This is a genomic window from Bifidobacterium sp. ESL0790 (assembly GCF_029395435.1).
Taxonomy (GTDB): domain Bacteria; phylum Actinomycetota; class Actinomycetes; order Actinomycetales; family Bifidobacteriaceae; genus Bifidobacterium.
Window position 1 is genome coordinate 1114093 of the sequence record NZ_CP113915.1, and the last position, 14237, is coordinate 1128329.

At 61.6% G+C, this 14237-nt stretch carries 11 protein-coding genes; 10 read left to right on the forward strand and 1 reads right to left on the reverse strand.

Going from position 1 to position 14237, the window contains the following annotated elements; all coding sequences use genetic code 11:
- The 9 genes from OZY47_RS04070 (at position 1) to OZY47_RS04110 (ending at position 10223) form a co-directional block, all read left to right on the forward strand.
- Entirely contained in the window at positions 1-1545 is a 1545-nt protein-coding gene (locus OZY47_RS04070) for a glutamate synthase subunit beta (RefSeq protein ID WP_277178993.1), read from the forward strand.
- Between the two features lie 110 nt (positions 1546-1655).
- Positions 1656-2105: a tripartite tricarboxylate transporter TctB family protein gene (locus OZY47_RS04075; protein ID WP_277178995.1), complete on the forward strand. Its 450-nt coding sequence runs from the start codon at positions 1656-1658 to the stop codon at positions 2103-2105.
- 54 nt (positions 2106-2159) lie between these two features.
- Positions 2160-3377, forward strand: coding sequence for a glycogen synthase (gene glgA, locus OZY47_RS04080; RefSeq protein WP_277178997.1), 1218 nt, complete (start codon positions 2160-2162; stop codon positions 3375-3377).
- A gap of 208 nt (positions 3378-3585) precedes the next feature.
- The gene (locus OZY47_RS04085) at positions 3586-3759 is read left to right on the forward strand and encodes a hypothetical protein (RefSeq protein ID WP_277178999.1); all 174 of its coding nucleotides are present in this window, start codon (positions 3586-3588) and stop codon (positions 3757-3759) included.
- Between the two features lie 138 nt (positions 3760-3897).
- The gene (locus OZY47_RS04090) at positions 3898-4749 is read left to right on the forward strand and encodes an ATP-binding cassette domain-containing protein (protein WP_277179000.1); all 852 of its coding nucleotides are present in this window, start codon (positions 3898-3900) and stop codon (positions 4747-4749) included.
- A gap of 265 nt (positions 4750-5014) precedes the next feature.
- Positions 5015-6085, forward strand: a complete 1071-nt coding sequence (locus tag OZY47_RS04095) for a tRNA (adenine-N1)-methyltransferase (RefSeq protein WP_277179002.1) — start codon at positions 5015-5017, stop codon at positions 6083-6085.
- 42 nt (positions 6086-6127) lie between these two features.
- The gene (locus OZY47_RS04100) at positions 6128-6844 is read left to right on the forward strand and encodes a hypothetical protein (protein WP_277179004.1); all 717 of its coding nucleotides are present in this window, start codon (positions 6128-6130) and stop codon (positions 6842-6844) included.
- Between the two features lie 104 nt (positions 6845-6948).
- Positions 6949-9285, forward strand: coding sequence for a 5-methyltetrahydropteroyltriglutamate--homocysteine S-methyltransferase (gene metE / locus OZY47_RS04105; RefSeq protein ID WP_277179006.1), 2337 nt, complete (start codon positions 6949-6951; stop codon positions 9283-9285).
- An 86-nt stretch (positions 9286-9371) separates the two neighbouring features.
- A complete protein-coding gene (locus OZY47_RS04110) occupies positions 9372-10223 on the forward strand; it encodes a methylenetetrahydrofolate reductase (RefSeq protein ID WP_277179008.1) in 852 nt (283 codons plus the stop codon).
- 104 nt (positions 10224-10327) lie between these two features.
- On the opposite strand, the gene OZY47_RS04115 is transcribed toward OZY47_RS04110, so the two are convergent.
- Positions 10328-10678: a hypothetical protein gene (locus OZY47_RS04115; RefSeq protein WP_277179011.1), complete on the reverse strand. Its 351-nt coding sequence runs from the start codon at positions 10676-10678 to the stop codon at positions 10328-10330.
- Positions 10679-10899: 221 nt separating this feature from the next.
- Here OZY47_RS04115 and OZY47_RS04120 point away from each other — a divergent pair, with 221 nt between their 5' ends.
- Entirely contained in the window at positions 10900-14121 is a 3222-nt protein-coding gene (locus tag OZY47_RS04120) for a bifunctional [glutamine synthetase] adenylyltransferase/[glutamine synthetase]-adenylyl-L-tyrosine phosphorylase (RefSeq protein WP_277179013.1), read from the forward strand.
- Positions 14122-14237 lie beyond the last annotated feature (116 nt).

Consider the following 14237-nt stretch of genomic DNA (forward strand, 5'->3'; position numbering starts at 1 on the left):
ATGAGCGACCCCAGAGGATTCCTCAAAGTACGCACCCGCCACGAGGCGCAGGACCGCCCGGTCGCCGAGCGCATCCACGACTGGAACGACGTGCACGCCCAGAACGGCTTCCAGCCATGGACCAAGGAGCAGGCCGCCCGCTGCATGGACTGCGGCACCCCATTTTGCATGACCGGCTGCCCGCTGGGCAACCTCATCCCGGAATTCAACGACCTGGTGCGCCAAGGCAAGTGGGAGGAGGCCTACCAACGCCTCTCGGTGACCAACAACTTCCCGGAGGTCACCGGTCTCATCTGCCCGGCCCCGTGCGAGCAGGCCTGCGTATTGGGCATCCACCAGCCGCCGACCATGATCAAGGCCGACGAGCAGACCATCATCGACCAGGCGTGGAAGCTCGGATACGTCAAACCCATGCCGCCGCAGCGCCTGACCGACATGACCATCGCGGTCGTCGGCTCCGGCCCCGCCGGCCTGGCCTGCGCCCAGCAGCTCACCCGCGCCGGCCACACCGTGGTCGTCTACGAGCGCGACGACGAGATCGGCGGGCTCATGCGCTACGGCATCCCCACCTTCAAACTCGACAAGCACCTCATCGACCGCCGCATCGAGCAGATGGAGGCCGAAGGCACCGTCTTCCGCCCCAACATGGAGGTCGGCAAGGACGTGAGCTGGGACGATCTGCGCTCCCGCTACGACGCCGTGGTGGTCGCCATCGGCTCCGGCGTGCCGCGCGATGTCAATGTTCCCGGGCGCGAGCTCGACGGCATCCATTTCGCAATGGACTTCCTACCCGATTCCACGCGTCTGGTCGAAGGCAAGCCGTTGGTCAACAACATCAGCGCCAAGGGCAAGAAGGTCGTCATCATCGGCGGCGGCGACACCGGCTCCGACTGCCTGGGCACCGCCATCCGCCAGGGCGCCACCAGCGTCACCGTGCTGCAGATCAATCCCAAAGAGCCCAGCGAGCGGCCGGACAGCCAGCCATGGCCCACCTACGCCCGCCTCTACCAGAAGACCACCTCCATGGAGGAGGGTGGCGTCTACGAATACAGCACCGACACCGTCGGATTCGAGGGCATCGAGACCGAGGAGCGCGAAGACGTCGTCACCCTTGACGACACAGGCCTGGCCACCGGGTTCCTCGCCGACGAAAACGGACACGTCACCGGCGTGAAGGTGATCGACGTGCAACGTGAGGCCGACGGCCGCCGCACCCATATCGAAGGCACCGAACGAGTGTTGGACGCGGATTTGGTCTTGATTTCCACCGGTTTCCTTCATCCCGACACCACGACCATCGTCGACCAGCTGCCCGTCGAGCTCGACCGTCGTGGCAACATCGCGCGCGACGACGACTTCGCCACCAGCCAGGACGGCGTGTTCGTCTGCGGTGACGCCGGACGCGGCCAGAGCCTGGTGGTCTGGGCGATTGCCGAGGGCCGCAGCTGCGCCTCCGCCGTCGACCGCTTCCTGCAAGGCGCCACGGAACTTTCCTCGCCGATCACGCCCGACCAGAGGCCGATGTCGTTGCCATTGGCGAGGTGATCTGGGCGTTCCGCGTGCTTCTGAGCGTCTTTTGGAAAAGTTGAAAACCAACACGGCGTCTCGGCAGTCGTCGCGGTACTATCGAAGGTATCGAGTCGAAAGGAAACGCCATGCCGAACCGCGCCGAACGCCGTGCCCAAGCCAAACGAAGCCGCAGGGGCGAAGTCAGACAGCCAGACGAGCAGGAGCGTGGCCGCGGGGGCATCGTCGACGAGTACTCCCTGCAGGAGCGCAGCCGCCGCCTCGAGGAGAACGCGAACGGCGAATGGGTGCCGTCCGCCAGCAAGATCTCAGAGAGCGAGCACACCGACCCCAACTACAACGACCCGAAGATCGCCCGAGCCCCGCATTCGCTGCGCCAATGGTTCCGTGTGGCCAGTTGGACGCTGATCGTCATCGCGGCCATCGCCTTCATCGTGGTCATGTGGCTGCCGGCCCACCCGATGTGGCTGATCATCACGGTCTCCGCCGTCTTCATCGTCGGCGTGCTGAGCCTCTTCCTCACCGCCGGCGACTACCACCACAATCCCAACCTCGATGACAACGGCACCGCGGTCTGACCGCCGCTCGCCAACATATGTGATATGGCGCCGCGCGACGGCGAAGGTGGCAGGATGAGAATCGATTTGCTGACGCGGGAGTATCCGCCACACGTCTACGGGGGAGCGGGCGTGCACGTCGACGAGCTCTCGAAGGTGCTCGCCAGCCGCGCCAAGGTCACCGTCCGCGCCTTCGACGGGCCGAGAAACGCTGCCCGGATTCCGCATATCGACAACCTGCTTGTCGTCGGCTATGACGTGCCTGCGCAGTTGGCAAGCGCCAATCCCGCCTTGAAAGCGTTCGGCGTGGACCTGCAGATGGCCAACGACATCGACGGCGACATCATCCACGCCCACACCTGGTACGCCAGCCTCGCCGGCCGCCTCGGTCAGCAATTGCACCACGTCCCGCTCGTCGTCACCGCCCACAGCCTCGAGCCGTTCCGCCCATGGAAGCGCGAGCAGCTCGGCGGCGGCTACGATTTGAGCTCCTGGGCCGAACGCGACGCCTTCACCCACGCCGACCGCCTCATCGCCGTCTCCAACGGCATGAAGCAGGATATTCTGATGGCCTATCCCGCCATCGACGCATCGAAGATCTCTGTGGTGCACAACGGCATCACGCTCGCCGATTTCCAAACCCCGAAAGCCGACGACCCGGGCTGGCAGGTTTTCGAACGCTACCATATCGCCCGCGACCGCCCCACGTTGCTTTTCGTCGGCAGAATCACCCGCCAGAAGGGCCTGCCGTATCTGCTGGACGCCATACGTCTCATCAGCAAGGACATTCAGGTCGTGATCTGCGCCGGCGCCCCCGACACGAAGCTGCTCGGCGACGAGGTGCGCGACTCGTTCAGGCGTCTCAAAGAGGATCGTGGCAATGTGGTGTGGATCGAGAAGATGATGCCACGCGACGAGCTCAACGCCCTGGAGCATGGCTGCGACGCGTTCGTCTGCCCGAGCATCTACGAGCCGCTCGGCATCGTCAACCTCGAGGCCATGGCCTGCCGCCTGCCCATCGTCGCCACGGCCACCGGCGGCATTCCCGAGGTCGTCAAGGATGGCGAGACCGGCTATTTGGTGCCGATCGACCAGGCGCACGACGGCTCCGGCACCCCGAAGGATCCCGACCGTTTCGTCCACGACATGGCCGAGGCCATCGACCACATGATGGCCGACCCGGAGCGTGCCAAGGCGATGGGCGAGGCCGGCTACCGTCGCGCGCGCGACGAGTTCAGTTGGGAGCGCATCGCCGACGAGACGATGGACGTCTACCGCCAGGCGCTGCGTTAGCAAAGCCTCGCGCCTTCGAGATGTCGTCTTGATTCACGACGACTCGGTCTCGCCTTGAATTCAGCGCGGCGTGGTTGTCTCACCGATGAATACCTGGAGCGGCCCTGTTCAGTGAAAATGGTATCCTTTGAGTGCTTTATGAATGCCGCCACGTTGGTTCCGGCGGCTTGATATCGCGGCCGTCGCCCACGAACGGAGGAAGACAACGATGCTGCAGGATGTGCTGGTCATACTCATTGTCGTCGTCCTTCTGGTCGCCGTGCTGCTCTCGTTCTCCGCCGCGCTGCGCAAAGACACATCGCACCGCAAGCTCAAGACCTGGCTGAGCGCGCTGCTCTATTTCTTCGCCGTCATCCTCATCGTCTGCCGCTTCCTGACCTGAGCGTGGAACGGGCGTTGCCTGATTTGCCGCCCCACCATATGAAATTCGGCTCATATCAAGCTCGAGACGTCATTATCCTTGTGTCTATATAGACATTGGACCGGCCGATTGGCGGCCGACGAGACGAGGTGAGCATCCATGGGCGAAGGCGTTTCAGCATTGAAACTGAGCGGGGTCGAATTCAGGCGCAACAGGCGCGTCATTTTGACGGATGTGAATCTTGACATCAAGCAAGGCGAGAAGTGGGTGCTGTTCGGCCCCAACGGCATCGGCAAATCCAGCCTCGTCGCCATGATGGCCACGCGTGGCTTCCCCTCCGTCGGCACCGTCGACATCCTCGGCAACCGGCTCGGCAAGGTGGACGTCTTCTCCTACCGCAAGCGCATCGGCCTGAGCTCCGCCGAACTCTCGCGCTCGTTCCCGCCGCAGGAGGATCCGCTCGACGCCGTGGTGACCGCGCTCACCGCGACCACCGGCCGCTGGCGCGACACCTACACCAAAGAGGACTACGCCAAGGCGCGCGGCTTGATGGCGCAATTCGGCATCGAATACCTCGAGGGCAAGCAGATGTTCAAGCTCTCCGAAGGCGAACGCACCCGCGTGCTCATCTGCCGCGCCCTGATGGGTGACCCGGATCTGCTGATTCTCGACGAGCCGACCACGGGCCTCGACCTCGGCGGGCGCGAGCTGGCGTTGCGTGCGCTGAGCGACATCGGCCGCCACGACACCGACCGCACGGTGCTCTTGGTGACCCATCGTCTTGAGGAGATTCCGCAGGGCTTCGACCACGTCGCCATCATGGGCCGCCTGGCCGGCAACGAGACCGACGCCCACGCCGACAACGTGGCGGGCGCCGACCCGCAGCCCGGCACCATCATCTACACCGGCGACCTCGAGCACGGCTTCACCACCGAACGCCTCAGCCACATCTTCGGCCTGCCGCTCAAGGTGACCCACGACGGTGGCCGCTGGAACGCTTACGCGGTGTGAATCTCAGGCTCGATTGAGTTAAGTGGGTGCCTGCGGGGTTAAGTGGGTGCCGTTTTCGGTGTATTTGGTATGTCTGGGCTCAGAATACATGGATTAAGACACCCGCTTAACCAGTAAAGCACCCACTTAACTTGCAATATCGGTATTAACAATGTAAAAATCATCAATTTCCATCGCTTTTTATACATGAAACTGATTTCTCGCCCCTCATCGAGATGATGTGAGAGCATGGGCTCATCAAGTTCGTAATCGATGGAAAGTGTGGATGGGGATGCCGAGAACCGGAAAGCTGCGCGAGGGTGAGAAGGTCCAGTTCACGGACCGTAAGGGCAAGAAGATCACCGAGCAGCTCGTCGCCGGCGGCTCCACACAGACCGACCACGGCCTGATCCTGCACGACGAGGTCATCGGCCGCAGCGAGGGCATCGTCGTCACCACCGTCACCTCGAAGCGTGAGGACCAGATCAACAAGGTCAACCCGCAGCGTGACAAGGACAAGCCGTGGAAGGCGGCGCGCGCGATCGGTGGCTGGGACTACGCCGTGATGCGTCCGCGGCTGGCCGACTATGTGCTCTCCATGCCCCGCGGCGCGCAGATCATGTACCCCAAGGACATCGCCCAGGTCGTCCAGCTCGGCGACATGCGCCCCGGCCTCAATGTGCTCGAGTCCGGCGCGGGCTCGGGGGCGATGAGCCTGAACCTGCTCGACGCCGTGGGGGAGACGGGCCACTTGACCACCATCGAGATGCGCCCGGAATTCGCCAAGATCACCGAGGCGAACGCGACGCTCTATTATGGCCGACGCCCGGAATGGTGGAATCTGCTCACCGGCGACTTCGATTCGGTGGCGGCCACGCTGCCGGAACATTCCTTCGACCGCATCATGCTCGACATGCTCGACCCGTGGAATCGGCTCGAGCAGGCCTATCGCGTGATCGCTCCTGGTGGCGTGCTCATCGCCTACGTCACCACCACCACGCAGATGTCACGCCTCTGCGAGGGGCTGCGTGAGGCCGGCTGTTGGACCGAGCCCGAGGTGCAGGAAACGTTCGAGCGCACATGGAAGGCGCAGGGGCTGGCTGTGCGTCCCGACCATCAGATGATCGGCCACACCGGTTTCCTCGTCGTCACCCGCGCCATGGCCGAGGGCTTCAAGGCCCTGCGCAAGCGCGACCGCGCCACCAAAGACACCGTCACCGACGTCGATTCGCTGACCGACGAGCAGCGTCAGGCCCGCCTCGCCGACCTCGAGCTGCGCGACATCAGCGACCGCAAGCTCCGCCGTGTGCTGCGCGACTTAGGATTTCAAGTACAGATGATTAATTATAAAATTTGAATGTTAGAAAGTTAATTAACTAAATCGCGAGAAAGGGTAAAGATGAGTGATGCTAGTGATAAGGCAATTAATGAGTTTTTCGATGAAATTATGAAAGTGCCTTGGGGGTCTATGTCTAAGACTCAACTTGAAACTTTAGTTTTTATCCTTTTAGTCGATACCGGAAAAATTTCATTTAAGACAGCTAATGCCAAAAATCTTTCAAATTATGAACTCGCTATGCTCCTTCAGATTACACCTATGAAGGCGAAAACTTTAAGGTATCGATTTGAACAGCAAAAACTCAAAGATAGGAAATTAGATTTTTCTGTAGTTATTGAAAAGGCAGATATTAATTTTGAACCTGACGACAAAAATCATGCTTTTGTACAGATTGAGAATGGATTATATGCAGATTTCCTTCGTAACAGATTAAAAGAGCATGCATCTGTAACTTGGACTTATCCGGGTTCTGACGTCCTAAAAGTAAATCGGAATGCCTTAAAAGAGGTGTTAGAAGAAGAAAGTCTTAAATTCGCAAATAATAAAAAAAGTAATAAATCACAAAATACTCGAGATACTTATGTGAAAATGCTCGATGGCCTTTTTGATCAAGAAAGAATAGATCAAAAAAAAGAAACGCCTGCTGATTTTATTCGTAAGAATATAAATAAATCGAACCTGGCAAAAGCAAGTAAAGAAGTTAGTAGAAAAGTAGCTATAGCATCTGCCGGAGAACTACTGTCCATGGCCCTAAAGGGGTTAATTACTTTTGCTTGACGATATAACCTCCTCTTATAACGACACACTAAGTGGCTTGATGACCTTAGAACGCGGTTTTTTGGCAGTCTCAGAGAAGCAAATGGTCAACCACTGGAGGAATTATGCCCATGCTCACATCCGTCTCAGGCTTCCCGCGCATCGGCCGCGACCGGGAACTGAAGAAAATCATCGAAGGTTATTGGAGGGGCAACGCGAGCCTCGACGACGTGCGCGCCACCGCCAAGAACCTGCGCGCCGAGCATTGGAAGCTCCAGGCGCAGGCGGGCATCGACCTCGTCCCCAGCAATGATTTCAGCTATTACGACCAGATGCTCGACACGGCCATCATGCTTGGCGCCGTGCCGCAGCGCTACCGCCGCCTCGATTTCGAGAACCCCGAGGACATGCTTTTCGCCATGGCCCGCGGCTACCAGGGCCCCGAGGGCGACGTCACCGCGCTGCCGATGAAGAAGTGGTTCACCACCAACTACCACTACATCGTCCCTGAGATCGACGCCTCCACCGACATCAGGCTCTCGTCGCTCAAGGCCATCGACGAGTTCGACGAGGCGTTGGAGCTCGGCATCCGCACCAAGCCGGTGCTCATCGGCCCCTACACCTTCCTCAAGCTGGCCCGCAACCCGCAGGCCGAGGAGCTGGAGCTCGACGCCGGCCTCATCAACTCCGTCGCCTCTGTCTACGCCGACATGCTCCGCCTCTTCGCTGGCCACGGCGCCGACTGGGCGCAGTTTGACGAGCCCTATCTCGTGCTCGACAAGGAGCCCGGCGACGTCGACCTCTTCAAGGCGCTCTATGCCAAGCTCCTGCCCGCGCGCAACAGCGTGGACGGCTCGGTCAAGCTGCTCATCAACACCTATTTCGGCAACATCGCCGACATCTACGAGACCGTCAACTCGCTGAACTTCGACGGCATCGGCCTCGACCTGATCGAGGGGCGCGACGAGAACCTCGCGGCGGTCAAGAAGTACGGCGTGGCCGATTGCACCACCATCTTCGCCGGCGTGGTCAACGGGCGCAACATTTGGCGCAACGACTACGCCGCAAGCCTCGGCCTCGTGGACGCGCTGAAGACCGTGGCGCCCAAGGTCGCCGTCTCCACCGCCTCGTCGCTGCTCCACGTGCCGTTCAGCACGGAGGGGGAGACCGGCATCGAGCCCGATATCCGCAAGCACTTCGCCTTCGCGGTCGAGAAGCTGGGCGAGACCAAGGACATCGCCACTCTGGCTGACCTCGACGATGACGCGCGCAAAACCGCCAAGGCACTGGCCGACAACCAGGCGCTCTTCGACGGCAGCCGCGTGGCTCCCGACCAGGCCGTGGCCGACCGTCTCGCCGCGCTCAGCGACAAGGACTTCGTGCGCCAGCCCGCCCGCGCGGAGCGCCGCAAACTGCAGCACGAGGCGTTGGGCCTGCCCGAGCTGCCCACCACGACCATCGGCTCGTTCCCGCAGACGCGCGAGGTGCGCTCCACCCGCGCCAAGTTCCGCAAGGGCGAGATTGACCAGAAGACCTACGACGATTTCATCGCCGGCCAGATCGACCAGGTCATCGCCCACCAGGAGCAGATCGGCCTCGACGTGCTGGTCCATGGCGAGTTCGAGCGCAACGACATGGTCGAGTACTTCGGCCAGCATTTGAACGGCTTCCTCTTCACCAAGAACGCCTGGGTGCAGTCCTACGGCACCCGCTGCGTCAAGCCTCCGATCGTCTGGGGTGACGTCTCCCGCGCCGAGCCGATCACCGTGCGTTGGAGCCAGTACGCGCAGAGTCGCACCCAGCATGTCGTCAAGGGCATGCTCACGGGCCCGGTCACCATCCTCAACTGGTCCTGGCCGCGCGAGGACATCAGCAACGAGCTGCAGACCCAGCAGCTGGCCCTGGCCATTCGCGACGAGGTGCTCGACCTCGAGGCCGCCGGCATCAAGGTTATCCAGATCGACGAGGCCGCGCTGCGCGAGAAGCTGCCGCTGCGCCGCTCCGACTGGCACAAGAAGTACCTCGACTGGGCCATCCCCGCCTTCCGCCTGGTGCATTCCGCCGTCAAGCCGACCACACAGATTCACACGCACATGTGCTACTCCGAGTTCAACGACATCATCAAGGACATCGACAACATGGACGCCGACGTGATCTCGTTCGAGGCCTCCCGTGGCGACCTGGTGGTGCTCGACGCCATCCATGACGCGCACTTCGAGACCGAGGTGGGCCCGGGCGTCTACGACATCCATTCGCCGCGCATCCCGTCCACCAAGGAATTGGTGGAGCGTATCCACGCAATCTTGAAGAAGGCCGACGCTAGCCGCGTCTGGATCAACCCCGATTGCGGCCTGAAGACCCGCGGCAACGAGGAGACTTGGCCCAGCCTCGAGCATATGGTTGAGGCGGCCAAGACCGTTCGCGCCGAACTCGCGAACGCCTCGCAGGCCTCGCGCAACTAAGCAAATATCAAGTACTACCAACGTGTGGCCGGCATCAAACTTAACCAACATGATGCCGGCCACACGATTTGTCACAGGAGACAGCCATGCATTCGCCGATTTTCTCGCTTGAGGTCTTCCCGCCCAAGCCGCACGCCCCGGTGGGCACCATCTATGACGCGCTCGACGGGCTCCAGGGCCTCGACCCCGATTTCATCTCGGTGACCTACCGCCACGGCACCCACGCCGACCGCGTCAAGACCGCCGGAATCGCCCACACCATCAATTTCGACTACCACATCCCCGTCGTGGCGCACCTGACCGCCTTGTATAGCAGCCGGGCGACCGTGGACGAGGCTTTGGACCTCTTCCGCGAGGCCGGAGTGTTTGGCGTGCTGGCGTTGCGTGGTGACTATGTCGAAGGCAATGAGCCCTGCGGAGATTTCGAGCACGCCAGCGATCTGGCCGCCTATATCAGTAAACGCGATCCCGAAATGCAGATCATGGGCGCCTGCTACCCGGAATGCCATCTCGAGTGCTCGTGCCTTGAAGAGGATGTCGACAATCTCAAGAAGAAGGTCGACGCGGGCGTCACGCACCTGATCACGCAGCTCTTCTACGACAACGAGGATTTCTACCGGTTCCTCGACCTCGCGCGCGCAAAGGGTGTCGAAGTTCCGATCGAGGCGGGAATCATGCCGGTGCGCAGCGTCAAATCAATCAACAACATGACCAAACGCAACGGCTCCAAGGTCCCGCCGGCTGTGCAGCGCATGGTCGACAAGTGGGGTGACGACGTGCCGAGCCTGCAGCAGGCGGGCATCGTCTACGCCTCCGAGCAGATCGCCGATTTGGTGGCGCACGGCGTCGATGGCGTGCATCTGTACACGATGAACCGACCGGCGCTGGCCCGCCGCATTTGGGCGAACGTAGAATCCCTGTTCACCATCACGCAATAGGGAGTCGCGGATCGTTCACGACCCTGATTTATGACTTTGGGCTGGTAATCGTTATCTGACGACTACCAGCCCAAAGTCTATGTTCGGCTTATTCCATAGACCTTTTATTTCTTGTTTTTCTTGTTCTTTTTACTCTTCTTGCTTCGTTTTTCATCTTCCTCCTCTTTCGGGCGGAGTGAGGGGAAATGGGCGAGCAGCGAGGTGTGGATCGGCGGGATCTTCGCGATGACCAGGCCGACGATGGCGGCGATGATGATGGCCCACGAGGCGGCGTCCTGCTTGACGTACATCAGCAGAAAGACGACCACGACGAAACCGACGCCAAGATATTGCTGCCACTTGTTCTGTGTCTCGGTCATGCGGCTCGCCTTCAACGGCACCGCGCCGAACAGGATTCCCGTGGCCAGGCCCGCGATGGTGCAGACGACGGTGACGACGATGCTGATGGTGTCCATGACGCTCCTTTGCAGTTCCGGCCGCGCCGCGACCGTGTTCCGCGCTGATTCGATACCTTGATGATAAACCGACAAGGCGAAATCAACGTGCCTGGTGGGTTTGTCGGGATTGATAGCACGATATTTCCTACGCCGCGACCAGATCATCCCGTTGACGGCTTTCGTCTCCCGAGCTTGGGCAAAGCGGAGGCATTGCGCGACCTTGGTTGTATCTTGGGACTATGGACGATTCGATGGGTGCGAAGCTGCGGGCGCGAGAGCTCATCCGCGCGGGACTGAACGATCTCAACGCGGCGCGGGGAGCATTCGCCAAGCTTGCGGATTACGGCATGGACGACGCGCGTCTTCCATGGATGCTTGACGCCCTTTCGCACGCCTGCGAGCCGGACATCGTGCTCGAGCATCTAACGATGATTCTTGGAAACATGAACGAGAACCAGCGTGTCCGTTTCATGGCCGATGACGGCGCGATGACGCGTCTGGTTCGGGTGCTGGGGGCCTCGGATTCCATGGGCAAGCTCATGGTCGGGCATCCGGACCTGACCGAAGCGGCGGCCTTCGACAAGTGCAGCAGTTTCAAGTTCAGCCGCCAGGAACGAATCGACCACATGCTCTCGGCGATCGGGGCGAACAACACGACGGACGCCGCCAAAAACCAGGGGAGTGGAGTTTCAACACCAACCAGTACCGCTCAGGAAGCAGCCAACACCTCGTCGGCCGTCACTCCGGGTGACCTGTCCGCCGCGGCCAACGCGCTGCGCAAGTCCTATTATCGCCAGCTGGCCGCGATCATGGCCCACGACGTGGAATCCGACAACCCCATCGACATCCAGCCGACGATCAGCGCCAAACTCTCGGACCTCGCGGACGCCTCGCTCAACGCGGCACTGGAGATCGCCAAGGCCAATGTCGTGGATTCGGAGCGTTGCCGTTTCGCCATCATCGGCATGGGCAAACTCGGCGCGCAGGAGCTCAATTACGTCTCGGACGTCGACCTGATCTACGTGGTTGAGCCTGAGGATGGGTCCAAAACCGACACGGCCACATTGACGCGCATCGGGACGCGAATCGCGATGACGATGCAGAAGGTCTGCCAGTCCGTGGTGCCGGGCGTCACCATGCCCCCGCTTTGGCAGATCGACACCGCCCTGCGGCCGGAAGGCAGGGACGGCCCACTGGTGCGCACCCTCGCCTCGCACCAGGCCTATTACGACAAGTGGGCGCGCAACTGGGAGTTCCAGGCGCTGCTCAAGGCACGTGCCGTCGCCGGGGATCGCGAGCTTGGCAAGGCGTATGAGGATATGACGCGGCCGCTGGTCTGGTCGGCGTCAAAACGCGACGATTTCGTGCGCGAATGCCAGCGCATGCGCAAACGCGTCGAAGACACCATCGAGCCTGAGCTCCGTGACCGCGAGATCAAACTGGGCAAGGGCGGCCTGCGCGACGTGGAGTTCACCGCGCAGATGCTCCAGCTCGTGCACGGACGTTCCGACGAGTCGCTGCGCGTGCGGTCCACGCTTGGGGCCTTGGAGGCGCTGGCAGAAGGCGGATATATCGCGCGCCCGCAGGCGACGAAGCTTGGGCAGGACTATCGTTTCGAACGCGTGCTCGAGCACCGCCAGCAGATGTGGCAGCTCAAACGCACCCATCTCTTCCCCGATATCGGCACCTCGGACGGCGAGGGGCTGGAGACCAAGCGCAAATACGACATGCGCGAGCTCAACGGCAACGCCGAGCTGACCAGGCTCGCCCGCGCCTTCGGGCTGCTTCCGGACGAGCTGGTGAAACGCTACGACGAGACCCGCCGCGAGGTGCGCCGCCTGCACGTCGACATCTACTACCGTCCGATGCTGCCAATCAACGCCCAGCTCGACGACGACCAGGTCACCCTGAGCCATGAGGCCAGCAAGGAACGTTTCGCAGCCATCGGTTTCGCCGATCCAGACGCGGCTATGCGACACGTCGACGCGCTGACCCAAGGCATCTCGCGCGCCGCCAAGATCAACCGGATACTGCTGCCGTCCATCCTCCAATGGCTCGCCGAGGGCCAGAACCCTGACATGGGCCTGCTGCAATGGCGCAAGCTCGAGGAACATTTTGGCGGCAGCAGCTCTTATCTGGGTTTCTTGCGGGACTCTCCCCAGGCGTTGACGCGCCTGTGCCACGTGCTCTCGAACTCACGGCTGCTGGGCGACGCGCTCAACAAGTCCATCGAATCGGTGCGGTGGCTGGGCGACGACGCGAAACTCCAGGCGCGTGACCGGCAGAGCCTCGACACCCAGCTGGCCTCCATCGCCAAGCGTTACGCCACCAATGTCAAGGATTTCGCCACCTCCGTGCGCGAGCTGCGCCGCCACGAGATCGAACGCATCGGCCTGGCGTGGACCACCGGGGTAATGGATGGCGCCACCAGCCTCACCGGCATGACCGACGTGTACGACGCGGTGATTGACGCCGCGCTGAGCTGGGCGGTACGCAACCAGCTGCGCGAGAATAAGTTGGAGCAGGCGCCGGCCACGTTATGCGTCATCGCCATGGGACGCTACGGCGGCCGCGAGGTCAATTTCTGCTCCGACGCCGACGCCATGATCATCTACCGTCCGACGCAAGTCAAGGATGGTGAATCAAGGCAAGCCGAATCGCCAAACAGCACCGTCGAACCTACCGGTACGGCACCCATATCCGCCTCCGTGTTCGCGGGCAAGGTCGTCACCGACCTGCGTCAGATCCTGCAGGGACCGGTGAGCGTGGAGGCCGTCATCGACTTGGACCTCGGGTTGCGCCCGGAGGGCAAGAACGGCCCGCTGGTGCGCTCCTTCGACTCGTACAGGGAGTATTACACCTCGTGGTTCAGCACGTGGGAGCGCCAGGCCCTGCTCCGTGCGCGCTACGCCGCCGGCGACCAGCGTCTTGCCGAGGATTTCCTCACCCAGGTGGCCGACCCGCTGCGCTATATGGACCGGCCGCTCACGGAGGCCGAGATCGGCGAGATACGAACCCTCAAGGCCCGCATGGAGGCCGAGCGCCTGCCACGTGGCGTGCGTCGGGACCGCCATCTCAAGCTCGGCGCAGGCGGGCTTTCCGACGTCGAATGGACCGTGCAGCTGCTCCAGCTCGAGCACGCCGGCGAGCATCGGCAGCTGCGAACCACGTCCACGTTGGGCGCGCTCAGCGAGTTGGAACGTCTTGGATATATCAATCACACCGACGCCAAATCCTTGCGCGAGGCGTGGCAAATGCTCACGGACGCGCGCAATGGCAACTACCTGTGGGGCGCGCGCATGGCCCGCGCCGACGTGCTGCCCGACGACCTGTTCTCACTGGGCGGCGTGGCCACGTTCCTGGGCTACGGCGCCAATCGTGGGCAGTATTTCGTCAACGACATGACCGCCGCCATGCGCCGTTGCCGCGAGGTGATGGAGCGTCTCTTCTACGGCCAGTAAGGCCAGCAGAGCCAGCAAGAGTCGCGGTGATGTCGGCGATACGGAGCGACGGAATAAAAATGAAAACCACCCCCAACTCACCTCTTCACGCCATATAAAAACGACAGCAAAACCGG